This is a genomic window from Amycolatopsis sp. EV170708-02-1 (assembly GCF_022479115.1).
Classification (GTDB): Bacteria; Actinomycetota; Actinomycetes; order Mycobacteriales; family Pseudonocardiaceae; genus Amycolatopsis.
Genome location: NZ_CP092497.1, coordinates 2851312 through 2874756, shown reverse-complemented (window position 1 = coordinate 2874756; position 23445 = coordinate 2851312). Strand labels below are relative to the sequence as shown.

Sequence of the window (23445 nt, the reverse complement as noted above, 5' to 3'; positions counted from 1 at the left end):
CGCGTAAGGCAGGATTGAAGCGTGGGAATCTTCGGCTCGAACTCTGGACCCGACGGCACGCGTTCCGGCCGGCCGGGCAAGGAGCGTGGCCGCAAGAGCAAGCGGAAGTGGACGCCGGAGCCCGGCGCCGCCCAGGCTCGCAGCTGGTCCGCACCGCCGCCGACCAGGGTCGATCAGCAGCCGGTGCCGCCGCCCGCGCCGCGCGCGGCGCGCCCCCAGCCGCCGCACCAGCCCCAGTACCAGCCGCATCCGGCCGGGCCCACCGCCGACGAAGCGCGCACGAGCGCGATCCCGATGGGACACCACCAGCCACCGCCGCCTCCGCCGCCGCCGAGGACGCCTCCCCGTGGCGCGCGGCCGTACCCGGATCCTTCGCAGCGTCAGACCGAACCCGTCCGGCGTCGTCCGGGCGGGTTCTACGACGAGCACCCGCCGGGAAGCGGCGAGTACGAGCACTACGACACCGGCGGCTACGCGGGCGAGCCCCGGGTCGCCGAAGAACAGCCCCACGAGCATCCGACGCCCGCGGCGCCGCCGCGGGCGGGCGCCCTGCCGAAGATGCCGAAGAAGATCACGGTCACCCGGGTCGCGGCGATGCGCAGCCGTCAGCTCACCGGGCAGGCCGTCGGCGCCTTCCAGCGCGCGACGAAGGCGGACGGCGCCGACAAGTCGGGCCTCACTTCGCTGACGTACGCGGTGATGCTGAACTACGCCAGCGACGCCGCGATGGCGATCGCGCTGGCGAACACCTTGTTCTTCGCCGCCACCAGCGGGGAGAGCAAGGGCAAGGTCGCGCTCTACCTGCTCATCACGATCGCCCCGTTCGCGCTGGTCGCGCCGGTGATCGGCCCGGCGCTGGACAAGATCCAGCGCGGACGGCGGCTGGCGATGTGCGTGTCGTCGGCGGGGCAGGCGATGATGGCGATCGTGATGGCGCTGCACTTCGACGACTGGCTCCTGTACCCGGCGGCGCTGGGCATGATGGTGCTCTCGAAGTCGTTCACCGTGCTCAAGGCCGCCGTGACACCACGGGTGCTGCCGCCCGAGATCACGCTGTCCAAGACCAACGCGCGACTGACCGTGTTCGGCCTGATCGCGGCCGGCGCGTTCGGCGCGCTGGCGAGCGGGGTCAACGCGATCTGGGGTTCGCAGGGCGCGCTGTGGTTCACCATGCTGATCTGTGTCGCCGCCGCGGTGCAGTCGATGCGCATCCCGTCGTGGGTCGAGAAGACCGAGGGCGAGGTGCCGGCGTCGCTGTCCGCGCATCCCGAGCGACGGGTCAAGAAACAGCGGCAGCCGATGGGACGGCAGATCGTCGTCTCGTTGTGGGGCAACGGCACCGTCCGCGTGCTGACCGGCTTCCTGATGATGTTCTCCGCGTTCGCGGTGAAGGCGCAGGCCGAAGGCAGCGGGCAGAGCCCGTTCGAGCAGCTGCTGCTGCTCGGCATCATCGGCGCCGCGGCCGGGGTCGGCGGTTTCCTCGGCAACGCGCTGGGTTCGCGGCTGCACTTCGGCAAACCGGATCAGGTGATCCTGGCGTGTGTCGGAGCCTGTCTCGGCATCGCGATCATCGCCACCGTGGCGGCGGGTCTGGCGACGGCGGCGATCGTGGCGCTCGTCGGCGCGACCGCGAGCGCGCTGGCGAAGATCAGCCTCGACGCCGTCATCCAGGAGGACCTGCCGGAAGAGTCGCGCGCTTCGGCGTTCGGGCGGTCGGAGACGGTGCTGCAGATGTCCTGGTGCTTCGGCGGTGCCGTCGGCCTGCTGCTGCCGCCGACGTACTGGATCGGCTTCCTGGTGCTTTCGATCCTGCTGGCCGTCGGGTTCACGCAGACGTTCATGGTCCGGCGCGGGACTTCGCTGGTCCCGGGTCTCGGCGGCGACCGGCCGCTGCGTCCGGAGCCGACCAGCGAATCGCCGGTCCCCTCGCAGCCCGGTGACTCCCGGTGGCGGCCGGGCTCGTAATCTTCACCGTATGCGGCGACTTCGTATTTTGGCCCTGCTCGCGGCGGGTGGTTTCGTGGTGGCCGGTTGCACGGCCCCCGGCCCCGAAGAGGTGACCTTCTTCGCCGACGGCAAGACGGTGAACGTCGCCCCGCTGGCGTCGTGCGACATCAAGACCGCCCAGTGCACCACCAAGCCCGACGCCGCGGGCAAGCTGCGGATCCGGCCGGGGAAGCCGGTGCAGATCTCGGTGCCGAGCGCGATCGCGGAAACGCCGTGGAAGGTCACGGTGCAGTACGTGAACGGCAAGGGCGAGCCGCAGGAGCTCAAGCAGGACATCATCACGTCGCTGGACCGGTTCGCCTACACCGTGACGACGCCGCGGCCCGACGACCAGATCCTCGTCGTCGAGGTGGCGCAGGCTTCGGTGGTCAGCCGGACCGGGCGTCCGGAGGACGCGGAGGCGCTCACGACGGCGATCTGGTCGCTGCAGGTCGAGCCGCCGTCCGCCTGAGGGAGCAAGGGACCTTTGCTACCACGCGGGCCTCTGCTGTAGCGCGGGTGGCAACCCGAGAGGTAGTGAAGGCCTCCTTGAGGGACTCTGGGTCCCTCAGGGAGGCCTTCACGGACTGTCCCGACCGACCATCGGGAGGGGGTGCCGGATCAGGGATCGAGGTCCCGCGCGACGGCGCGCATGATCTCGGCGATCTGCTTCGTGTTCTTGCGGTCCGGGTAGCGGTTGCGCCGCAGATCCGGCTGCACCTTGAGCTCGAGCAGCTTGATCATGTCCTCGACGAGCCCGTGCAGCTCCTCGGCGGGGCGGCGGCGCGCCTCGGCGACCGAGGGCGGCGGGTCCAGCAGCCGGACGGAGAGCGCTTGCGGGCCGCGGCGGCCGTCGGCGACACCGAACTCGAGGCGCTGGCCCGCCTTGAGCCCTTCGACGCCCTGCGGCAGCGCGGCTTTGCGGATGTAGACGTCGGCGCCCCCATCCTGGGTGACGAAACCGAAACCCTTCTCCGCGTCGTACCACTTGACCTTGCCGGTCGGCACTTCTCTCACCAATCCTTTGCTGTCCCGCTCACAACGAACGCGCCCGGGGGCGTACCCAGGGCGCGCGTCCCATAAGCGTATCTCGCCACAGGCCCTGTGGAGAAGCGGATACCGGCGGATACCCTCTCCGTCATGGAGACCGCAGTAAAGGAGGCCGCTGTGGCCGTCCCCGAAAAGCCCGGCAAACCGATCCTCATGCGCGTCGGCATCGGCCTGTTCGCGCTCGGCATGATCGCCGTCACAGCGGTTTTCGTCATGTTCGCCGCCGGGCTCGAGAACCTGCCGGTGTGGCTGTCCGCCGCGGCGGGCGTGATCACTCCGCTGGGGCTGGCCCTCGGCCTGATCGCCCTGATCCGCGAGGCTCGCCGAAAGAGCTGAACCAGCCGGGGAACTCGGTCAGCGAGTCGAACACCACGTCGGCTCCTTCCGCGAGCAGCTCTTCCTTGGAGCACGGGCCGGTCGTGACCCCGACTGGGACCGCGCCCGCGGCCAGCGCGCCGCGGATGTCGCCGAGGTGATCCCCGACGTAGACGCGGGCGCCGTGCTCGGTGAGCGCCGCGGCCTTCTCCGTCGACCACAGCTCCCCGACCAGGACGTCGACCTCCATCCCGAGCGCGTCCAGGTGGAGTTTCGCGTTGGGCGCGTATTTGCCGGTGACGACGACGGTGCGCCCGCCCGCCGCACGGACCGCGTGCAGTGCTTCGGCCGCGCCGGGCATCGCGACCGTCACCGGCACGACCGTGTCCGGATACATCGCGCGGAAGCGCGCCACCAGCTCCGGGATGCGCTCCTCCGGCGCGCCGAAACCCCGCAGGCTGGCGTCGAGGGGCGGGCCGAGGTTGGCCGCGAAGTATTCGCCGTCCAGCGGCAGGCCGGATTCCACGCCGAGCGCGTTCATCACCGCGACCATGCCCGGCCGCGGATCGATCAGTGTCATGTCGAGGTCGAACCCCACGGTGATGCCCACACGATCACGGTAGCCGCCACCACCGACAGATTTACACCGGACGGACACCCGTCAACTTCTTTGACATGAGCATGATCTGTGTCAAGCTGACAGTGTGGGCGAGATCACTAGCTTCTCCGATCGGACCAAGGCCTCTCTGCGAGAGGCGCTGCTCGACGCGGCCACCGAACTGCTCACCGAACACGGCTACACGGCCCTGCGGATGGCGGACGTCGCCGCCCGCGCCGGCGTGAGCAGGCAGACCGTCTACAACGAGTTCGGCAACAAGAGCACGCTCGCCGAGGCCGTGGTCCTCCGGACGACCTCGGAGTTCCTGGAAGGCATCCGCCTGCGCGTCCAGGACGCGCCGGACCTGCGCGACGGGATCCGCGAGGCGGTCGTGTACACGATCGAGCACGCCCGCGAGAACCGGCTCGTCGCCACCACGCTGGGCACCGAAGCGGGCGAGGACCTTCTTCCCCTGCTCACCACCAAGGGCGAACCGATCCTGACCGCGGCCACCGAGGTCGCGGCCGGGCAGTACCGCGAGTTCGAGCCGTCGCTCTCCCGGGAATCCGCCACGCTGCTGGCGGAGACCGTCGTGCGGCTTTCCCTGTCCCATCTCGTCATGCCGACGCATTCGGCCGACGAGGCGGCGGCGGCGGTCGTCGCCGTGCTGGCACCCGCGATACGGGCGCTGACCACCGATTCGAAGGGGACATCATGACCGACACGCTCTCCGAACTGCGGACCGGTTTCTCCTCGCTGCGCAAGGGCGGGCTGAACTGGGACTCGTTCCCGCTGCGGCTGTTCGTCAAGGGGAACAAGAAGTTCTGGAACCCGGCCGACATCGACTTCTCCCGTGAACGCGAGGGCTGGGACTCCCTCAACCCGGAACAGCAGCGGTCGACGACCTATCTGGTGGCGCAGTTCATCGCCGGGGAAGAGGCGGTCACCGAAGACATCCAGCCGTTCATGCGGGCGATGTCCGCGACCGGCCGTTTCGGCGACGAGATGTACCTGACGCAGTTCTGTTTCGAGGAGGCCAAGCACACCGAGGTGTTCCGCCGCTGGATGGACGCCGTCGGGCTGACCGAGGACCTGCATCCGTACGTCGCGGAGAATCCCCACTACCGCAAGCTTTTCTACGAAGAGCTGCCGCAGTCCTTGCGGGCGCTGGAGGACGATCCCAGCCCGCTCAACCAGATCCGCGCGAGCGTCACCTACAACCACGTCATCGAAGGCAGTCTCGCGCTGACCGGGTACTACTCGTGGCAGCTGATCTGCACCCAGCACGACATCCTGCCGGGGATGCAGGAACTGGTGCGCCGGATCGGCGACGACGAACGCCGCCACATGGCTTGGGGCACCTTCACCTGCCGCCGTCACGTGGCCGCGGACGATTCGCTGTGGGACGCGGTGCAGCAGCGGATGGGCGAACTGCTCCCCCACGCGCTGGGCATGATCCAGTGGGTGCAGGACCAGTTCGAGGAGATCCCGTTCGACAACGATCCCGAGGAGATCATCCAGTACGCGGCGGACCGGGCACAGCGGCGCCTCGGCGCGATCGAGTCCGCGCGCGGGATGCCGGTGGAGCAGATCGACCTCGACTACTCGCCGGAGAACCTCGAAGAGACCTTCGGCGAAGAAGACGCGAAGGCGATCGCCGCGGCCGCCGCCAACACCGCGGCCTAGGGAGAGCTGAAGGACGCTTTCACCGCATGTGATGCAGTGAAAGCGTCCTTCGCCGCGTGCGATGCGAGGAAAGCGTCCTTCAGCCCCTACCCCGCGGGCCAGTACACGGCGTGCGTGCGGCCGTTCTCGTTGTCGGACAAGCCGACGATGGTCCCGTTCGCCGCGATGTGGGTGGCGACGCTGTAGGAACCGCCCGGCAACGCGCCGAGGACCGTCGGAGTGCCGCCGGCCGACCACTTCGTCGCGATGTTGTTCTCCAGGCCCACGACCGTGCCGAGCCGGTCGATGTCGTAACCCAGTCCGCGCGCGGTCGAAAGCGTCGTACGGGTCCCCGCGCGGTTCCACTTGACCGGGCTCTCCGTGCCGAACACCAGGTAGCCGCCGCCGGCCGCGACACCGGCGTTGTTCACCGCACGCGCCCAGCCCGGATCCCGTTCCGGCCAGTCGAGCCAGGTCATCCGGCCGTCCCGTTCCCACCGCACGGGTTTCGGGTTGCCGTTCACGTCGGCGCTTCCGACGATCACGCCGAAATCGTTCATGCCCTCCGGCGTGCTGTACGGATTGCCGGGCGAAAGATCGGTGATGGCACCGGCGAGATCCCAGCGCACGACGTGGTTGTTCCCGGCGGCGTCGGATGCCATCCCCGCGACGGTCCTGCCGTCCGGGGTGATCCATTCCGCGTTCGCGTAGGCGCCGCCCGGCAGCCCGCCGAGGTCCACCACCTTGCCGTCCGGGTTCCACCGGACGGCGTGCGTCGTCCCGTCCGCGGCCCGCCCGGCGCCGACGATCACGCCACCGTCGGTGATCGCGTTCGCGATCGCGTAATCCCCGCCGGGCAGGTACGGCAACGCGGTCACCGTGCCGTCGGGTGCCCACTTGACCGCCGCCTGGTTCCAGTCCGCGTCCTTGTGGGCCCAGCCGACCGCGACCCCACCGCGGTTGACGTCCGTCGCCTTGCTCTGCTCGCCGCCGAGACCGGGCAACGCGGAGATCCGGCCCAGCGCGTCCCATTTCGCCGCGTGGTACTTGATCTGGCCTTCCAGCGGCGTCGACGAACCGACCATCACGCCGTCGTCGTTGATCGCTTCGACCTGGCTGTACTGATCCCCGGGCAGCGTTCCCAGATCGATCGGGGCGGTGGCGGCGACCGCGACGCCGGGCAGCGTCAGCGGCAGCACCGCGAGCGAGCCGGCCAGAGCGAGAACTCTTCTGCTTCGCTTGAGTGTCATGACTTTCTCCCCTTCGCGGTGGTTCGGGTCCACCGCGAAGGGAACACGCGACAAAGCTGTGACAGGTTGCCTCGAAGTGTCAGGCGTGTTTGGTCGACGCCGCCTTTTCCAGCCCGAGGATGCTGATCGATTCCGCCCGCATCTCGACCTTGCGCACCTTGCCGGTCACCGTCATCGGGAACTCCTCGACGACGTGGACGTAGCGCGGGATCTTGTAGCGCGCCAGCTTGCCCTCGCAGAACTCCCGCACCGCTTCGGCCGTCAGCGGCTCCGCACCCTCGCGCATGCGGACCCAGGCCATGAGTTCCTCGCCGTATTTCTCGTCCGGGACACCGATCACCTGCGCGTCGAGGATGTCCGGGTGGGTGTAGAGGAACTCCTCGATCTCACGCGGGTACAGGTTCTCGCCGCCGCGGATGACCATGTCCTTGATGCGGCCGGTGATGTTGACGTAGCCGTCGGCGTCCATGATCGCGAGGTCGCCGGTGTGCATCCACCGCGCCGCGTCGATCGCCTCGGCCGTCTTGTCGGCCTGTTCCCAGTAGCCCAGCATCACCGAGTAGCCGCGGGTGCAGAGTTCGCCCGGTTCGCCGCGCGGCACGGTCAGCCCGGTCTCCGGATCGACGACCTTGACCTCCAGATGCGGTCCGACCCGGCCGACCGTCGACACCCGCCGCTCCACCGAATCGTCCGCGCGGGTCTGCGTCGAAACCGGCGACGTCTCGGTCATGCCGTAGCAGATCGACACCTCCGCCATGCCCATCCGGTCGATGACCTGCTTCATCACCTCGACCGGGCACGGCGAGCCCGCCATGATCCCGGTGCGCAGCGACGACAGGTCGTGGGAAGCGAAGTCCGGGTCGGCCAGTTCGGCGATGAACATCGTCGGAACCCCGTACAGGGACGTGCATTTCTCGGCCGCGACGGCTTCGAGGGTGGCCTTCGGCTCGAACGCGGGCGCCGGGATGACCATGCAGGCGCCGTGGCTCGTCGCCGCGAGATTGCCCATCACCATGCCGAAGCAGTGATAGAAGGGCACGGGGATGCAGATCTTGTCGGCTTCGGTGTAGTTGCAGAGTTCGCCGACGAAGTAGCCGTTGTTGAGGATGTTGTGGTGGCTGAGCGTGGCCCCCTTGGGGAACCCCGTGGTGCCGGACGTGTACTGGATGTTGATCGGGTCGTCCGCGGAGAGTTCGGCCTGCCGTTTCACCAGCGGCGCGCGGTCGGCCTTGTGGCCGATCTCCAGGATCGACGGCCACTCGGGGCCGTCCAGCAGCACGACATGTTCCAGCGCCGGGCATTTCGGGCCCGCTTCGGCGATCATGCCCGCGTAATCCGAGGTCTTGAACGAGTTCGCGGCCACGACGAGCTTGATCCCGGCCTGGTTCAGCACGTATTCGAGTTCGTGCGAGCGGTACGCCGGGTTGATGTTGACCAGGATCGCGCCGATCTTCGCGGTCGCGTACTGGACGCAGGTCCACTCCCACCGGTTCGGCGACCAGATGCCGACGCGGTCGCCCTTGGCGATCCCGAGGTCGAGCAGGCCCAGCGCGAGCGCGTCCACTTCGGCCGCGAGTTCGGTGTAGGTCCAGCGTTTCCCGGCCGCGCGGTCGACGAGCGCGTCCCGGTCACCGAAGGCGGCGACGGTGCGATCGAAGTTGTCGCCGATGGTGTCCCCCAGCAGCGGGGTGTCCGAGATTCCCGATGCGTAGCTCGGTACTGCGGGGGCGTCGGACATGGAGAACTCCTGCGTTCGGCGGCATCGACGCGTCGAGTTTAGGAACGTCGCGTGACGGCGGCCACCTGCAAGTGGAGACCACCTCAGGGGAAACCCGGAGGCCCGCTCCGGCGGTGGCCGATATCGTCGAGGACATGCGCCTCTACATCGTCGACGCCTTCACCTCCGAAGCCTTCGCCGGTAACTCCGCCGGCGTGGTGCTGCTGGACTCGCCGGGCGACGCGGGCTGGATGCAGTCCGTCGCCGCCGAGCTGAAGCACGCCGAGACGGCCTTCGTCGAGGTCAACGCTGAAGGGCCGAAGCCGCTTCGCTGGTTCACGCCGGAGACCGAAGTCGACCTGTGCGGGCACGCGACGCTGGCGACCACGCACGTCCTCGGCGGCGAGCAGACCTTCATGACGAAAAGCGGCGAGTTGCGCTGTCGCGCCGAAGACGGCTGGGTGTCGATGGACTTCCCGTCGGATCCGCCCCGCGAGTCGGACGACGATCTGTCGTCGATCCTGCCGGGCCTGGAGTTCGAGTACGTCGGGCGCAGCAAGCACAACCTGTTCGCGGTGGTCGACGACGCTTCCGTGGTGCGCTCGCTCGCCCCGGACCTGGCCGCGCTGCGCGCGCACTGGAACGGACGGCTCATGGTCACCGCACCGGGTGACGTGGCCGGGATCGACTTCGTGACCCGGTTCTTCGCGCCGGGTGTCGGCATCGACGAAGACCCGGTCACCGGCTCCGCGCACTGTGTCCTCGCGCCGTACTGGGCCGCCCGGCTCGGCCGCGACAAGCTGGTCGGCGAGCAGGCCTCGGCCCGCGGCGGCATCGTCCGGACGAGTCTCGAAGGCGACCGTGCCCTGCTTTCGGGGCAGGCGGTCACCGTGGCCAGCGGGGAGTTGCACGTCTGATGCGCCTGATCCTGAACGTCATCTGGCTCGTGCTGTGCGGCCTGTGGATGGCGCTCGGCTACGTCGTGGCCGGCATCATCTGCTGCATCCTGATCGTCACCATCCCGTTCGGGCTGGCGTCGTTCCGGATCGCGGCGTACGCGCTCTGGCCGTTCGGCCGCACCGTGGTGGACCGGCGCGACGCCGGGGCCGCGTCGACGATCGGCAACGTCATCTGGTTCCTCTTCGCCGGGCTTTGGCTCGCCATCGGGCATGTGCTGACCGGGGTCGCGCTCTGCATCACGATCATCGGGATCCCGCTGGGCGTGGCGAACTTCAAGATGATCCCGGTGTCGCTGATGCCGCTGGGCAAGGAGATCGTCGAGCTGCCGTAAGGCTCAGTCCTCGGGCTCCCACGGCAGCGGAATGATCAAGCACGGGCCGCCGACGAACAACCCGCCGTCGATCCCCAGCGCCTTCCCGCCCGCGTAGAGATACGGTCCCTCGATCTGCGCGGGGTGGATCCCCAGCTGGTCCGCGATGACGCTGTGCCCATGCACGATCCGCTCGCCGCCGAGGCGGTCCATGAGCTGTTGCGCGACGTCGGCGCCCTCCGGGCCGCGGAAGGCGTACCGCGTGGTCATCCGCCGCCACACGTCCCACCAGGCCTCGATGTCGCTGCCTTCGAGGATCTCGCGGCCACGCGCGTTGATCCCGTCGATGTCCTCGCCCCAGCCGAGGTACTCGAGCGTGTCCGAATGCATCAGCAGGTGGTCCGCGGCCAGCGTGAGCATCGGGCGCGAAGTCAGCCATTCGATGTGCTGAGGGGTGAGCCTGTCCTGGTCTTCGAGCAGCCCGCCGTTGATCTCCCAGCTGCGGGCGAAGCTGCGCGGCCCGAAGTCGGACGGCACCTCGGTGTCGCCGAAGTGGTACATCCCGAGCAGCAGGATCTCGTGGTTGCCCAGCAGCGTCCCGCAGTGCCCGCCTGCCGTCGCGGCCTGGCGTTCCAGCCGCATCACCAGGTCGATGACGCCGACGCCGTCGGGCCCCCGGTCGACGAAGTCGCCGAGGAACCAGAGCGTCGCTTCACCGCCGGCCCAGTCGTCGTCGGAGTCGAGCAGCCCCTTCTCCCGGAGCGCCTCGGCCAGCTCGTCCCGGTGTCCGTGCACGTCACCGACCACATAGGTCGGGGACGTGGGCTGATCGTCGTGCATCGTCTGACGATAAGCCCTCCGCCCGCCGTCGTGTCGCTCAGCCTTCGCCGAACGGGTCGCCGGTGCGCCCGACGAGATCGGCGATCGAGTCGATGATCTTGGTCGGCCGGTACGGGTAGTGCTCCGCGCTCTCCCGCGTGGAGATGCCGGTGAGCACCAGGATCGTCTGCAATCCGGCCTCGATTCCCGAGTGGACGTCGGTGTCCATCCGGTCGCCGATCATCAGCGTCGACTCCGAATGCGCGCCGAGCCGCCGCAGCGCGGAGCGCATCATCAGCGGGTTCGGCTTGCCGACGTAGTAGGGCGAGCGGCCGGTCGCCTTCTCGATCAGCGCGGCGACCGAACCGGTGGCGGGCATCGAGCCCTCCATGCTCGGGCCGGTGGCGTCCGGGTTGGTGGCGATGAACTTCGCGCCGCCCTCGATCAGCCTGATCGCGCGGGTTATCGCGCTGAAGCTGTACGTGCGCGTCTCGCCGAGGACGACGTAGTCCGGGTCGCGTTCGGTCAGCACGTAGCCGACCTCGTGCAGCGCCGTGGTGAGCCCGGCCTCGCCGATCACGAACGCCGAGCCGTTCGGCCGCTGCGACGCGAGGAACTTCGCGGTCGCCAGCGCGGAGGTCCAGATGGCCTCCTCGGGGATGTCGAGACCGGTCCGCTCGAGCCTCGCCCGCAGGTCGCGCGGGGTGTAGATCGAGTTGTTGGTCAGCACCAGGAAGCCGATGTCGTTGGCACGCAGCTCCTTGAGGAACTCGTCCGCGCCGGGCACGAGGTGCTCCTCCTGGACCAGCACGCCATCCATGTCGCTGAGGTATGTCCAACGGCGCTCGTTCATGGGTCCCACCCTAATGATCGGAGACGGCGTGAACAGCCACGGACGCCGCCTTGACCGAAAGATTGACCGGTGTCCCGGGTTCGAGCGCCAGTTCTGCGACCGCGGCCGGGGTGAGGTCGGCGGCGAGACCGGCCGCCCAGTCGTCACCGCGGGCCCGGACGCGGATCACCGGCCCGTGTGGTTCGAGCGCGTCGACGATTCCCTCGACGGTGTTGCGCGGGCTGCCCCGGTGCTCGCCGTCGCGCAGGTAGACGGCGACGGCGCTGGGCGCGAAGACGGCGACGGCCGCTTCACCTTCGACGACGTCCTCGGACGGGATTCCGGCCAGCTGCCCGCCTGACGTGCGCAAACCGCCTTCGACGGCGACGCCGGGCACCAGGTTCAGCCCGGCGATCCGCGCGGTGAACGCCGTGCGCGGCGCGGAAAGGACCTTGCGGGTCTCGCCGCGTTCGACGATCCGGCCGCCGTCGAGGACGGCGACGTGATCGGCCAGCGCCAGCGCGTCGAGCGGGTCGTGCGTGACCAGGACGGTCGGCGGTCCGGACCGCAACACCCGGCGAAGCAGCCCTCGGATGGCAGGTGCCGCGTCGACGTCCAGAGCCGCGAAGGGCTCATCGAGCAGCAGTAGCCCTGGCTCGGCGGCCAGCGCCCGCGCGATCGCGACCCGTTGCGCCTGCCCGCCGGAGAGCTGCGCGGGCCGTCGTCCGGCCAGTTCGAGCGCGTCCACTTCGGTCAGCCACTCCCGCGCGCGCCGCTTCGCCTCGGCGCGGCCGGCTCCGGTCGAGCGCGGCGCGAAGGCGACGTTGTCCAAAGCGGACAGATGGGGGAAGAGCAGGGCGTCCTGGGAGAGCAGGCCGATCCCGCGCGCGTGCGGCGGCAGGCCCGCCAGGCCGCGCCCGCCGAGCGTGATCCGTGCCCGGTCCGGCCGGAGCAGACCGGCGAGGCAGCCGAGCACACTGGACTTCCCCGAGCCGTTCGGGCCGAGCAGCGCGAGCACGCGGGCGTCGGGGACTTCGAACCCGACGTCCAAGGTGAACTCGCCGCGCCGGAGGGCTATCTCGGCCGAAAGGGTCACGACCGGACTCCTTCGAGCGCACGCGGCCGGGCGAGCGCGATCACCGCGACGGCGACCAGGATGAGCAGCAGCGCGAGCGCCACGGCGCTGTCGACGTCGACCTCGGCCTGGGTGTAGACCTCCAGCGGCAAGGTCCTCGTCACCCCTTCGAGGCTTCCCGCGAAGGTGATCGTCGCGCCGAACTCGCCCAGCGCCCGCGCGAAGCTGAGCACGATGCCCGATCCGAGCGCGGGCAACAGCAGCGGCAGCGTGACCCGGCGGAACACCGTCCACGGCTTGGCGCCCAGCGTCGCGGCGACCCGTTCGTACCGGTCACCGGCGCCGCGCAGGGCTCCTTCGAGGCTGACCACCAGGAACGGCATCGCGACGAACGTCTGCGCGATGACCACCGCGGCCGTGGTGAACGGCACCTGCTCACCGGTCAGCGTGGTCACCAGGATGCCGAGGAAACCCTTGCGGCCCAGCAGGTACAGCAGCGCCAGCCCGCCGACCACCGGCGGCAGGACCAGCGGCAGCAGCACCACCGCGCGCAGCACGCGGACACCGCGCGCCCCCGAGCGGGCGAGCACCACCGCGAGCGGGACACCCAGCAGCACACAGGCCACAGTGGACAGTCCGGCGGTGAGCAGCGAGAGCTTGAGCGCGTTCAGCGACGACGGCGAGGTGATGAGGCTCGGGAAGCGCGTCAGATCCGAACGCACCAGCAGGCCGACGACCGGCAGCACCACCAGCGCCAGCGCGCAGATCGCCGGCGGCCAGAGGATCCAGGGGACCCCACCACGCGCGTTTCGTCCTCTGAATGCGGTCGTTGCGCGTGCATCTACCGCATTCAGAGGACGAAACGCGGGGTCAGGGCGTGCCAAAACCGACCTTCGCGAGTTCCTTCTTGCCTTCCTCGCCGAGGACGAAGCTCCTGAAGAGCCCGGCGAGCTGAGCCTGCGGAGCGTCCTTCACCACCGCGATCGGGTACTCGTTGATCGCGCCCGCGGCCTCGGGGAAGTCCACTTTGTCCACCTTCGCGGCCGCCGAGGTCGCGTCGGTGACGTAGACGAGCCCGGCGTCGGCGTCGCCCGACTGCACCTTCGCGAGTACGGACTTGACGTCCTGCTCCTCGCTGGCGGGCTTGAGCGTGACCCCGGACGACTGCTGGACCTTCTTCGCCGCCGACCCGCAGGGCACCTGCGGCGCGCAGACGACCACGGTCAGCCCGTCCTTCGCGAGGTCGGCCAGCCCCTTGATGCCCTTGGGGTTGCCCTTCCCGACCGCGATGGCGAGCCGGTTCGTGGCGAACACCGACGGCTGCCCGTCGAGTACCTCGCCCTTGGCGGCCTTGTCCATATTGGTCTTGTCGGCGGAAGCGAAGACGTCCGCTTTCGCGCCCTGGGTCAGCTTCTGGACCAGCGCCGAGGAGCCCTCGAAGCTGAACTTCACGCTCACCCCGGAGTTCTGCGCCTCGAACCGCTTGCCCAGCGCCCCGAACGACTCGGTGAGCGACGCCGCCGCGAACACGGTCAGCGTCCTCTGCTCGATGGTCGCGGTGACGGGCTGATCCGAACCACACGCCGTCGCGGCCAGCGCCAGCGCGAGCAGGGCGGGGACGACTCTCCTCATCGGCTTCCTTCCGGGGTTTCGATCACGACGGTGGTCGCCTTGACGACGGCGACCGCGAGCACGCCGGGCCGCAGCCCGAGCTCGCGGACGGCTTCGGCACTCATGAGGGAGACCACGCGATGCGGACCGCACTGCAGCTCGACCTGCGCCATCACCTTGTCCGTGACGACCTCGGTGACGAGGCCGACGAAGCGGTTGCGCGCGGAGCGGCCGACGGCCGAGGGATCCTCGGGCTGTTCGGCCTGCGCCTTGGCGAACGCGGCGAGCTCGGCGCCGTCGACGACCTTGCGGCCCGCCGTGTCGTCGAACGCGGTCAGCTGGCCGGCACGGACCCAGCGGCGGACGGTGTCGTCGCTGACGCCGAGCAGACGAGCGGCCTCAGACAACCGGAATTGCGGCATGCCTGGCAGATTACTTCCGCAGATGCGGAAAAGCTATGCGGTGCCAGGCAACTCGTCCCGGAGGCCATCGAGCAACGCGCTCTGGAATCGCTCCAGCACTTTCCGCTCCTCGGGGGAGAACTGTTCGAGCACCGTCTTCATGTTCGTGTACGCGGATTCGAAGAGCGGCGCGTACCGCTCCATGGCACCGGGAACGACCTCTATCAGCACCTTCCGGCGGTCGGCGGTGTCGCGGACGCGGCGGGCGAGACCCGCCTTTTCGAGCCTGTCCATGACGCCGGTCACAGCGCCCGTCGACAGCCCGGTCAGCTCGGCGATCCTGCCCGCTGTCAACGGTCCCGGCGCCTGTCCGGCGAGTTCGAGCACCTTGTGGTCGGTGGCGGACAGGCCCATCCGCTCGGCGATGCGCGCGTGCCGGAGAACGGTCAGGGTGCTGCTTTCCCTGCCGAGATGGGCGAACCGGGCCAATTCCTCCGCCGAGAGCGGATATTTCGCCATCCGGAAACCCCTCCGATTCGGTGCGAAAAGAGATTCTAGACAGTCGGTTTTCGGCCGTTCCGGGGTTAGTCTGGTGTCAATGACAGCAGTCGATCTCGGGTTTCCCCGTGTCCCCGGTACACGCGGTCGCCCCAGCGTGCCCAGGCCGGACAACCCCGCTCTGATCGACACCTTCGGCCGCGTGGCGACCGACCTGCGGGTGTCGCTCACCGACAAGTGCAATCTGCGCTGCACCTACTGCATGCCCGCCGAAGGGCTCGAATGGATGCCGAGCGCGGACGTGCTGACCGACGACGAGCTCGTGCTGCTGCTGCGGATCGCCGTCGAACGGCTCGGCATCACCGACATCCGGCTCACCGGCGGCGAACCGTTGCTGCGCCAAGGGCTGGAGAAGATCGTCGAGCGGGTCGCGGCGCTCGAACCGCGGCCGCGGCTTTCCATGACCACCAACGGGATCGGGCTCGCGAAGCGCGCGAAGCCGCTCGCCGACGCCGGGCTGGACCGCATCAACGTGTCGCTGGACACCGTCGACCGCGCGCTGTTCGAGACGATCACGCGTCGCGACCGGCTTTCGCACGTGCTCGCCGGCATGGCCGCCGCGCGCGAAGCCGGGCTGGACCCGGTGAAGGTCAACGCGGTGCTCATGCGCGGGCTGAACGACGACCAGGCCGTGCCGCTGCTGAAGTTCTGTCTCGCCGAGGGGTACCACCTGCGGTTCATCGAGCAGATGCCGCTGGACGCGCAGCACGGCTGGAACCGCGGCGACATGATCACCGCCGAGGAGATCCTCGGCATGCTCGGCGAGGAGTTCTCGCTGTCGCCGTTCCCCGCCGCGCGTGGCGGGGCGCCCGCCGAACGCTGGCTGGTCGACGGCGGGCCGGGCGACGTCGGCGTGATCGCGTCGGTGACCCGTCCCTTCTGCGGCGCCTGCGAGCGGACCCGGCTGACCGCGGACGGCGCGGTGCGCTCGTGCCTGTTCAGCAACGACGAGACGGACCTGCGCGCCCTCGTGCGCGCGGGCGCGCGCGAAGAAGAGGTGGCGGACGCCTGGCGGGCGACCATGTGGGGCAAGCTCGCCGGACACGAGATCAACGAGGCCGGGTTCGCGCAGCCGATCCGGCCGATGAGCGCGATCGGCGGCTGACATGGTGACCATCGTGGTGCGGTACTTCGCGTCGGCCCGCGCGGCCGTCGGCCTCGACGAGGAGAAGGTGACCCTGCCGGACGGCGCCCGCGTCGCCGACGCCGTCGCCCGCCTGCGCGAACTCCACCCGGAGAAGCTGGCGAAGCTGCTCGACGCGGTGTCCTATCTTCTGGACGGCGTCGCGGTGCGGGATCTCACGCGGCCGCTGACCGACGCGGCCGAGCTGGACGTCCTGCCCCCGTTCGCGGGCGGCTGACCTGCCCGCCGTCCCGGTCGCCGCAGCCGTGCGCGACGGGCAGCCCACCCCGGGGTACGTCGCCGGCCAGTGCGTGTCGGCCGCCCACCGAAGGCCGCTGACCTGCGCGAACCTCGAAAGTGGTAGCAAAGGTCCCTTGCTCGCCGTCTCGAGTTCACCGTCCGGTCGCCGAAGCAGCCGAGGATGCGCCAGTGATCACTCCCCGCCGTATCCTCGCCGCGCTGCTCGCCGCGGTCGCCGCCACGAGCCTCGCGACCGCGCCGGCCTCCGCCCATGAACGCGGCGTCAAGCCGCTGGCGCAGGCGCACAGCCACAACGACTACGAGCACACCCGTCCGCTGCAGGACGCGCTCGATCAGGGCTTCACCAGTGTCGAGGCCGACATCTTCCTGGTGGACGGGCAGCTGCTGGTCGCCCACGACCTCGCGGACACCCGCCCGGACCGCACCCTGGAGTCGCTCTACCTGGAGCCGCTGCGCAAGCGCGTGCTGGCCAACCACGGTGTCGGCGTCTACCGGCAGCGTGCGGAGTTCCAGCTGCTGATCGACGTCAAGGGCGACGCGAACAGCACCTACGCGGCACTGGAGAAGCGGCTGTACGACCCGCGCTACTCCTTCCTCTTCTCTGTGTACGCGTTCGGACACGTCAAGAAGCGGGCCGTCACCGCCGTCATCTCCGGCGGGCGCCCCAAGGATGTGATGCTCGGGCAGAAGTTCCGGCTCGCCTTCTACGACGGCCGGATCAAGGACCAGAACGACCTCGGCATCGGCTCGGACCCGCGGGTCACCCCGCTGGTCTCGGACTCCTGGACGGGGCTGTTCACCTGGACCGGCGAAGGCCCCTTCCCCGCCGAGGAGCGGGCGAAGCTCCACGACCTGGTGAAGCGCGCCCACGCGGCGGGTCAGCGCGTGCGCTTCTGGGCCACGCCCGACGCCGCCGGACCCGGCCGTGACGCGTTGTGGAAAGAGCTGGTCGCCGCCGGGGTCGACCACCTGAATACGGATGACCTGCCAGGGCTGGCGAACTTCTTGAGGTCTCGCTAAAGTGCGCGGCCCATTCGCGCGCGAAGGCGCACGAATGGGCCAGTCATCCCTTAATCCACGTGATGCAAGCCTCACGATCCGTGAATTATCTCGGTCAGGAAACGGCCAGATAACGGCCCGCTGACCTGCGAAAACGGCCGAATCGTTATGGGTTGCGTGCTGTTACTGTGATGTAGGTCACAGCTCGAATAATTTCCGTCCCGGCCGTTCGTTACGTACCGTCGCTTTTCGGTTGGCCCCGACCGACCACGCAACACCGGGAACCCGTAGCGCCGAGCCCTGTCCAACGGATTCCCGGACCCAACCCCGAGCGAAAGCATTTCCGGACAGGGACGAGGGGACCGAGCCGACGCGTCGTGCGTCAGGCGAAGTCAGCCGGCCTGAGACGGCCGGCCAGGACCCACGGGTCCTTCCCTCAGCACAGGCTCGTAGGCGCAGGGAGCGAGATTTACTCACATGTCTTACCGAGGCAAGCACCGCAAGATGTCCGCCGCCACCCGTCACATCGCCCGCGTCGCCATTGCGGGTGTCGCGGTCGGCGCTCCCCTCGCAATCGCCGCGACCCCCGCGTCGGCGACCAACTGGGACGCCATCGCGCAGTGCGAGAGCAGCGGCAACTGGAGCACCAACACCGGTAACGGCTACTACGGTGGTCTGCAGTTCTCGCAGAGCACCTGGCGCGCCTACGGCGGCACCGGCAGCGCGCACAACGCCACGCGTGAGCAGCAGATCGCCGTCGCCGAGCGGGTCCTCCAGGGCCAGGGCATCGGCGCGTGGCCGCACTGTGGCAAGAAGGGCGGCTCCGCCAGCCCCGCCAAGGCCAAGTCGAGCGCCCCGAAGGCCACCAAGAAGGTGACCCCGAAGAAGTCGACCGCGCCGGTCCAGAAGCAGGCCCCGGCCCCGGCCGCGAACGTCGCCAACTCGAACCCGGCCGGTGACTACACCGTCGTGGCGGGCGACACGCTGTCGAAGATCGCTTCCAAGTTCAACGTCCAGGGCGGCTACCAGAAGCTGCAGGAGCTGAACAAGGAATACGTGCCGAACGCCGACTTCATCGTCGTCGGCCAGAAGCTCGCCACCAAGTGAGCTCTTGAGCACCAGTAAGTCGTGATGCCCGCGGGATCCCCGCGCGGCCACGTCACGACTGACAAGGCCCCACCGCGCCATTCCCCCGGCGGTGGGGCTTTGTCGTGTTCCGGGGTGGTTCGTGAGTGACGATTCGGGTCGGCGCCCGGGTCCGTGAAGGCCCTCTTCCTCCGGCTCAGCCGAGGAAACTCGACCTTCACACCTTGCCCAGTACATGGGGCCCGAACCGGCGCCGTAGCCACTTGGCGGCTACGGCGAGTTGACCCATTCGTCGCTGCCGTCGCTGAAGTGCTGGTGCTTCCACACCGGCAGCCGCGCCTTGACCTCGTCGACCAGCTCCGAGCAGGCGGCGAAGGCCTGCCCGCGGTGCTCGGCCGCCACGGCGCACGCCAGCGCGACGTCGCCGATGGCCAGCGCGCCCAGCCGGTGGCTGACGGCGACCGCCCGCACGCCTTCCCATTTCCCCGAGAGGTCCGTGACGACCTCCGCGAGCACGTCGGCGGCGCTGGGGTGTCCTTCGTAGGCGAGCCTCTCCACCGACCGTCCGCCGTCGTGGTCCCGCACGACCCCGCCGAAGGTGACGACGGCGCCCGCGGCGGCGTCGTCGACCAGCCGGGCGTGTTCTTCGACCGAAAGCGGCTCGTCGACCACCGCGATCCGTGCGACCCGAACGCTCACTGCTGTACCTCCCGTGGGTGGTCGCCGCCCGCCAGCTGGTCGACGGCATGGTCGAGGATCCCGTCCAGTACGCCCAGTCCGTCCTTCACCCCGCCGCGTGAACCGGGAAGGTTCACCACGAGGGTCCGGCCCGCGACACCGGCGACGCCGCGCGAGAGCACGGCGGTGGGCACCTTGGGCAGTCCGGCGGCGCGGATCGCGTCCGCGACGCCGGGGAGTTCGTAGTCGAGGACGGCGCGGGTGACGTCCGGAGTGCGGTCCGTCGGCGAGATGCCGGTTCCGCCGGTCGTCACGATCACCTGAACCCCGGCCGCGACGGCGGCACGCAGGGCTTCGCCGACCGGTTCCCCGTCTTCGACGACGACGGGCGCGGGCACTTCCCAGCCCCGTGAAGCGAGCCAGTCCGTGATGACCGGGCCGGTCGTGTCCTCGTAGACGCCCTTCGCGGCGCGGTTGGACGCCACGATCACCCTCGCGACCCGGTTCACGGCCGCTCCCAGGTCCCGGTCTTGCCGCCGTCCTTGCGGATCAGGCGGACGTCGTCGAGGGTCGCGGCCGGATCGACGGCCTTGATCATGTCGTGCAGGGTCAGCCCGGCGACGGCGACGGCGGTCAGCGCCTCCATCTCGACGCCGGTCCGGTCGTTCGTCTTCGCGGTCGCGGTGATGTGCACGGCGGTCTCGTCGAGGACGAACTCGACCTTCACCCCGGACAACGCGATCTGGTGGCAGAGCGGGATCAGCTCGGGCACCTTCTTCGCGCCCATGATGCCCGCGATCCGGGCGGTCGCGAGCGCGTCGCCCTTGGGTAGCCCGTCCGTCGCGAGCAGGCCGAGCACCTCGGCCGTGGTGTGCACGGTGCCGCCCGCCAGCGCGATGCGGGCGGTGGGCGTCTTGCCGGAAACGTCGACCATACGGGCGGCGCCCGTATGGTCGACGTGGCTGAGTTCACTCACGCCCAGCAGGCTAGTCCTCAGAACATCCGCTGCTTCGAGCGAACCTCGCCGAGGGCCTTCTCCCGTTCCTGCCGCTGCTCCGGTGTCATCGAAGCGAAGAGCCCGCCGTTGTCCGCGGCGCAGGCCGTGTCGTGCCCGGGACGCTTGCCTTCCACGAAGAACCGGTTGACGGCGTTGTTGCCGCAGGCGTTCTCCGAGCTCAGCCAGACCCCGTGCCCGCCGTCGTCGACGGACACCATCCGCGCCCGGTCGCCCAGCGCGCGCCGCATCTCCCTGGCCCCGCTCAGCGGGGTCGCCGGGTCACGGAGGTTCTGCACCACCAGGATGTTCGACGGCCCGCGGTCGCCGATCCGCACCTGCGGCTCGATCGGCTCGGACGGCCAGTAGGCGCACGCCCAGATATTCGCCGCGGCGGCGCCGAACATCGGGTACCGCACCCGGTCCTTCTCGACGTTGCGCTGGTAGGCCGCGACGTTCTCCGGCCAGTTCACGTCGTTGCACACCACGTGCAGCTGCGCGGACAGCAGCTGCCCCACGTCGAGCTGCTGAGCCTGAGCGGTCTGCTTCGCGACGCCCTCGGTGTCGAGCGCCTGCCACTGCTGTGCCAGCACCGGGAAGGAGGTGGTCGAATACAGCGAACCGAACGTGCCCGCCCGGAAGGCCGCGCCGTCCACCCCGGGGACCGCGCCGCCGTCGAGCTTGGCGACGAGTTCGTAGAACTTGGCCGTCACCTGCTGCGGCGTGCGGCCGAGCCCGTAGCTCGCGTGCCGCGCGGCCGCCCACTTCGCGAAGTCCGGGAAGCGGTCCTGGAACCCCTCCGCCAGCCGGCGGGACCCGGTCGTGTCGAGCCCGCCCGGCCCGGTCGCGCTGTCGAGCACGACGCGATCGGTCCGCCGCGGGAACAGCGTCGAATACACGGCGCCCAGATACGTGCCGTACGAGACGCCGTAGTACGAGAGCTTCTCCTCGCCCAAGGCCTCCCGGATGCGATCCATGTCGCGGGCGGTGTTGGCCGTGGTGATGTACGGCAGGTTGGCGGCCGTCGCCGAGTCACCGCACTGCTTCGCGACGCCCTCGACATCCTTCGCGCGTTCCGCCACCGCCGCCGCGTCACGCGCGTACGGCGGGACGTTGCTGACCTGCTGTTCGGGCTTGAGGTCGCAGGTGACCGGCGTGCTGCGGCCGATCCCGCGCGGATCGAAGCCGATGATGTCGTACGCGTCGAGCACGCTCGACGGCATACCCGCCGACCGCAACCCGGCGGGCATGGTCAGCCCTGGCCCGCCGGGGCCGCCCGGGTTGGTGAGCATGATGCCCCGCCGCTTCGCCGGCTTGGTGCTGGCGAGCCTGGAAACGGCGATGTCGATGGTCTTCCCGCCCGGGTTCCGGTAGTCGAGCGGGACCTTCAAGGTGGCGCATTGCACGCCGGGCGCGGCCACGTCCTCCGGACACGGCCCCCAGCCGACAGACGAAACCGCGGCGGACGCCGTGGCCGGTACGAGTACCGCCATGGTGACCGCCGCGGCGGTGAGTGCCCCGATCCTGCTCAGGACAGAGCGAGTCATCCCAGCCCCCGTTCATGATCGACTTCCTGGTCGGAGTCGAGCCTATGGGCGGGCCATCGGCGGAGTCGTCACCCTGAAGTCGGCCTCGAGGTCGGTCTCAGTGATGACGGCGCCGCCGAATGGAGCAAGGGACCTTTGCTACCAGTTCCTACGACTGAGCGGTCTTTGCGGCTTTCGCGGCCTTCTTCACGGCCTCGGCCACCGCGGGGGCGACGGCGTTGTCGAACACGCTCGGCACGATGAACGAGGCGTTCAGCTTGCCGTTGTCCACGACGTCCGCGATGGCGTCGGCGGCCGCGAGGAGCATCGAGTCGTCGATGTGGTGCGCCTGCGCGTCGAGCAGCCCGCGGAAGACGCCGGGGAACGCGAGCACGTTGTTGATCTGATTCGGGAAGTCGCTGCGGCCGGTGGCGACCACGGCGGCGTGCTTCTGCGCTTCCAGCGGGTCGATCTCCGGGTCCGGGTTGGCCAACGCGAACACGACGGCGTCGGACTTCATGGTGGCGACCTGCTCGGCCCCGAACAGGTTCGGCGCGGAGACCCCGATGAACACGTCGGCGCCGACGAGCGCCTCGTGCAGCGTTCCCGCCTGCTGCTCCTTGTTCGTGTGCCCCGCGATCCAGGTCAGGTTCTCGTCGAGGTTGCCGCGCGCGGAGTGCACGATGCCGTCGATGTCGGCGGCCACGATGTCACCCGGGTTCTTGCGCAGCAGCAGGCGGATGATCGCCGAACCCGCCGCGCCGACGCCGCTGACGACGATCTTGCAGTCTTCGATGTTCTTCCCGACCACGCGCAGGGCGTTGCGCAGCGCGGCGACCACGACGATCGCGGTGCCGTGCTGGTCGTCGTGGAACACCGGGATGTCGAGCTGCTCACGCAGGCGCTTCTCGATCTCGAAGCAGCGCGGCGCGGCGATGTCCTCCAGGTTGATGCCCGCGTACACCGGCGCGAGCGCCTTCGCGATCATGATGATCTCTTCGGTGTCCTGGGTGTCCAGGCAGACCGGCCACGCGTCGACGTCGGCGAACTTCTTGAACAGCGCCGCCTTGCCCTCCATCACCGGCAGCGCGGCGGCCGGGCCGATGTTGCCCAGGCCCAGCACCGCGGAACCGTCGGTGAGCACCGCGACGGTGTTGCGCTTGATGGTCAGGCGGCGCGCGTCCTCGGGGTTCGCCGCGATCGCCTGGCAGACACGGGCGACACCCGGCGTGTACGCGCGGGAGAGGTCGTCACGGTTGCGGAGCGCCACCTTGGGGCTGACCTCGATCTTGCCGCCGAGGTGGATCAGGAACGTCCGGTCGGAGACCTTGCGCACGCGGACGCCCGGCAACGAGTCCAGGGTCTGCGTGATGTCCTGCGCGTGGTTCTCCGACAGGGCGTTGGCGCTGATGTCGACGACGATCGAGTCGGGGTGCGACTCGACGACGTCGAACGCGGTCAGCACACCGCCGACCCGGCCGACGGCGGTCGTCAGATCACCCGCCGCGGTGGATGACGCGGGGGCCTCCACCCGGACGGTGATCGAATATCCGGGACCGGGAACCGGCATGGCACTACCCCCGCTGAGGAACGCTCGAATAGGTCGATCGAAAACCTACTCCCGTGACGAC

The 23445-nt window shown here is 69.5% G+C and carries 25 protein-coding genes and 1 pseudogene; 11 read left to right on the top strand and 15 right to left on the bottom strand.

Annotated elements, in window-relative coordinates:
- Nucleotides 1-21 precede the first annotated feature (21 nt).
- Together MJQ72_RS13225 and MJQ72_RS13220 are read left to right on the top strand one after the other, a co-directional pair.
- Nucleotides 22-1965: an MFS transporter gene (locus MJQ72_RS13225; RefSeq protein WP_240599461.1), complete on the top strand. Its 1944-nt coding sequence runs from the start codon at nucleotides 22-24 to the stop codon at nucleotides 1963-1965.
- Nucleotides 1966-1993: 28 nt separating this feature from the next.
- A complete protein-coding gene (locus MJQ72_RS13220) occupies nucleotides 1994-2458 on the top strand; it encodes a DUF2771 family protein (RefSeq protein ID WP_378371749.1) in 465 nt (154 codons plus the stop codon).
- A gap of 149 nt (nucleotides 2459-2607) precedes the next feature.
- On the opposite strand, the gene MJQ72_RS13215 is transcribed toward MJQ72_RS13220, so the two are convergent.
- Nucleotides 2608-2994, bottom strand: a complete 387-nt coding sequence (locus tag MJQ72_RS13215; RefSeq protein WP_240601315.1) for a cold-shock protein — start codon at nucleotides 2992-2994, stop codon at nucleotides 2608-2610.
- 132 nt (nucleotides 2995-3126) lie between these two features.
- Here MJQ72_RS13215 and MJQ72_RS13210 point away from each other — a divergent pair, with 132 nt between their 5' ends.
- Complete coding sequence (locus MJQ72_RS13210) at nucleotides 3127-3372, top strand: hypothetical protein (RefSeq protein WP_051972318.1); 246 nt, start codon at nucleotides 3127-3129, stop codon at nucleotides 3370-3372.
- Here MJQ72_RS13210 and MJQ72_RS13205 read toward each other — a convergent pair.
- Nucleotides 3308-3961, bottom strand: coding sequence for an HAD family hydrolase (locus tag MJQ72_RS13205; protein WP_240599459.1), 654 nt, complete (start codon nucleotides 3959-3961; stop codon nucleotides 3308-3310). The two genes, MJQ72_RS13210 and MJQ72_RS13205, sit on opposite strands and share 65 nt — an antisense overlap.
- A 94-nt stretch (nucleotides 3962-4055) precedes the next feature.
- Between MJQ72_RS13205 and MJQ72_RS13200 the strand changes: the two genes are divergently transcribed.
- On the top strand, nucleotides 4056-4667 hold the full coding sequence (locus tag MJQ72_RS13200; RefSeq protein ID WP_240599458.1) for a TetR/AcrR family transcriptional regulator: 612 nt from the start codon (nucleotides 4056-4058) through the stop codon (nucleotides 4665-4667).
- Nucleotides 4664-5635 (top strand): R2-like ligand-binding oxidase, encoded by a 972-nt coding sequence (locus MJQ72_RS13195; protein ID WP_240599457.1) that lies wholly within the window; start codon nucleotides 4664-4666, stop codon nucleotides 5633-5635. Before MJQ72_RS13200 ends, MJQ72_RS13195 begins: the two co-directional genes overlap by 4 nt.
- Before the next feature lie 86 nt (nucleotides 5636-5721).
- Here MJQ72_RS13195 and MJQ72_RS13190 read toward each other — a convergent pair whose 3' ends face one another.
- Nucleotides 5722-6864, bottom strand: coding sequence for a hypothetical protein (locus tag MJQ72_RS13190; RefSeq protein WP_240599456.1), 1143 nt, complete (start codon nucleotides 6862-6864; stop codon nucleotides 5722-5724).
- 79 nt (nucleotides 6865-6943) lie between these two features.
- Nucleotides 6944-8602, bottom strand: a complete 1659-nt coding sequence (locus MJQ72_RS13185; RefSeq protein WP_240599455.1) for an AMP-binding protein — start codon at nucleotides 8600-8602, stop codon at nucleotides 6944-6946.
- Nucleotides 8603-8736: 134 nt separating this feature from the next.
- On the opposite strand from MJQ72_RS13185, the gene MJQ72_RS13180 reads away from it, so the two are divergent.
- Together MJQ72_RS13180 and MJQ72_RS13175 are read left to right on the top strand one after the other, a co-directional pair.
- Nucleotides 8737-9498 (top strand): PhzF family phenazine biosynthesis protein, encoded by a 762-nt coding sequence (locus tag MJQ72_RS13180; RefSeq protein ID WP_240599454.1) that lies wholly within the window; start codon nucleotides 8737-8739, stop codon nucleotides 9496-9498.
- A complete protein-coding gene (locus tag MJQ72_RS13175) occupies nucleotides 9498-9872 on the top strand; it encodes a YccF domain-containing protein (protein ID WP_240599453.1) in 375 nt (124 codons plus the stop codon). Before MJQ72_RS13180 ends, MJQ72_RS13175 begins: the two co-directional genes overlap by 1 nt.
- Before the next feature lie 3 nt (nucleotides 9873-9875).
- Here the strand turns inward: MJQ72_RS13175 and MJQ72_RS13170 are convergent, their stop codons facing one another.
- The 7 genes from MJQ72_RS13170 to MJQ72_RS13140 form a co-directional block, all read right to left on the bottom strand.
- Nucleotides 9876-10691 carry a metallophosphoesterase gene (locus MJQ72_RS13170; RefSeq protein WP_240599452.1) on the bottom strand — a complete coding sequence of 272 codons (816 nt, stop codon included), beginning with the start codon at nucleotides 10689-10691 and terminating at the stop codon, nucleotides 9876-9878.
- Nucleotides 10692-10728: 37 nt separating this feature from the next.
- Nucleotides 10729-11523 (bottom strand): HAD-IIA family hydrolase, encoded by a 795-nt coding sequence (locus MJQ72_RS13165; RefSeq protein ID WP_034308369.1) that lies wholly within the window; start codon nucleotides 11521-11523, stop codon nucleotides 10729-10731.
- A 10-nt stretch (nucleotides 11524-11533) separates the two neighbouring features.
- Nucleotides 11534-12598 carry a sulfate/molybdate ABC transporter ATP-binding protein gene (locus tag MJQ72_RS13160; protein ID WP_240599451.1) on the bottom strand — a complete coding sequence of 355 codons (1065 nt, stop codon included), beginning with the start codon at nucleotides 12596-12598 and terminating at the stop codon, nucleotides 11534-11536.
- Complete coding sequence (locus tag MJQ72_RS13155; protein WP_240601314.1) at nucleotides 12595-13362, bottom strand: ABC transporter permease; 768 nt, start codon at nucleotides 13360-13362, stop codon at nucleotides 12595-12597. The genes MJQ72_RS13160 and MJQ72_RS13155 overlap by 4 nt, the downstream gene beginning before the upstream one ends.
- Nucleotides 13363-13447: 85 nt before the next feature.
- Complete coding sequence (gene modA / locus MJQ72_RS13150) at nucleotides 13448-14209, bottom strand: molybdate ABC transporter substrate-binding protein (protein WP_240599450.1); 762 nt, start codon at nucleotides 14207-14209, stop codon at nucleotides 13448-13450.
- Nucleotides 14206-14610 (bottom strand): molybdopterin-binding protein, encoded by a 405-nt coding sequence (locus MJQ72_RS13145; RefSeq protein WP_240599449.1) that lies wholly within the window; start codon nucleotides 14608-14610, stop codon nucleotides 14206-14208. The genes modA and MJQ72_RS13145 overlap by 4 nt, the downstream gene beginning before the upstream one ends.
- A gap of 33 nt (nucleotides 14611-14643) precedes the next feature.
- The gene (locus MJQ72_RS13140; RefSeq protein ID WP_240599448.1) at nucleotides 14644-15108 is read right to left on the bottom strand and encodes a MarR family winged helix-turn-helix transcriptional regulator; all 465 of its coding nucleotides are present in this window, start codon (nucleotides 15106-15108) and stop codon (nucleotides 14644-14646) included.
- A 79-nt stretch (nucleotides 15109-15187) separates the two neighbouring features.
- Between MJQ72_RS13140 and moaA the strand changes: the two genes are divergently transcribed.
- The 4 genes from moaA to MJQ72_RS13120 all read left to right on the top strand — a co-directional run bounded on the left by moaA (nucleotide 15188) and on the right by MJQ72_RS13120 (nucleotide 18637).
- Entirely contained in the window at nucleotides 15188-16252 is a 1065-nt protein-coding gene (moaA, locus tag MJQ72_RS13135; protein ID WP_240599447.1) for a GTP 3',8-cyclase MoaA, read from the top strand.
- 1 nt (nucleotide 16253) lies between these two features.
- Nucleotides 16254-16508 carry a MoaD/ThiS family protein gene (locus MJQ72_RS13130; protein ID WP_007033383.1) on the top strand — a complete coding sequence of 85 codons (255 nt, stop codon included), beginning with the start codon at nucleotides 16254-16256 and terminating at the stop codon, nucleotides 16506-16508.
- 191 nt (nucleotides 16509-16699) lie between these two features.
- Nucleotides 16700-17551, top strand: a complete 852-nt coding sequence (locus MJQ72_RS13125) for a phosphatidylinositol-specific phospholipase C/glycerophosphodiester phosphodiesterase family protein (protein WP_240599446.1) — start codon at nucleotides 16700-16702, stop codon at nucleotides 17549-17551.
- A 456-nt stretch (nucleotides 17552-18007) separates the two neighbouring features.
- Complete coding sequence (locus MJQ72_RS13120; RefSeq protein ID WP_240599445.1) at nucleotides 18008-18637, top strand: transglycosylase family protein; 630 nt, start codon at nucleotides 18008-18010, stop codon at nucleotides 18635-18637.
- Between the two features lie 249 nt (nucleotides 18638-18886).
- Here MJQ72_RS13120 and MJQ72_RS44815 read toward each other — a convergent pair.
- The 4 genes and pseudogenes from MJQ72_RS44815 to MJQ72_RS13095 all read right to left on the bottom strand — a co-directional run bounded on the left by MJQ72_RS44815 (nucleotide 18887) and on the right by MJQ72_RS13095 (nucleotide 23384).
- Nucleotides 18887-19803: pseudogene (locus MJQ72_RS44815) on the bottom strand (molybdenum cofactor biosynthesis protein MoaE).
- Nucleotides 19800-20270, bottom strand: coding sequence for a cyclic pyranopterin monophosphate synthase MoaC (gene moaC / locus MJQ72_RS13105; protein WP_240599443.1), 471 nt, complete (start codon nucleotides 20268-20270; stop codon nucleotides 19800-19802). Before moaC ends, MJQ72_RS44815 begins: the two are co-directional and overlap by 4 nt.
- Nucleotides 20271-20287: 17 nt before the next feature.
- On the bottom strand, nucleotides 20288-21835 hold the full coding sequence (locus tag MJQ72_RS13100; protein ID WP_240599442.1) for an alpha/beta hydrolase: 1548 nt from the start codon (nucleotides 21833-21835) through the stop codon (nucleotides 20288-20290).
- 148 nt (nucleotides 21836-21983) lie between these two features.
- Nucleotides 21984-23384, bottom strand: a complete 1401-nt coding sequence (locus MJQ72_RS13095; protein ID WP_240599441.1) for an NAD-dependent malic enzyme — start codon at nucleotides 23382-23384, stop codon at nucleotides 21984-21986.
- Nucleotides 23385-23445: the final 61 nt, after the last annotated feature.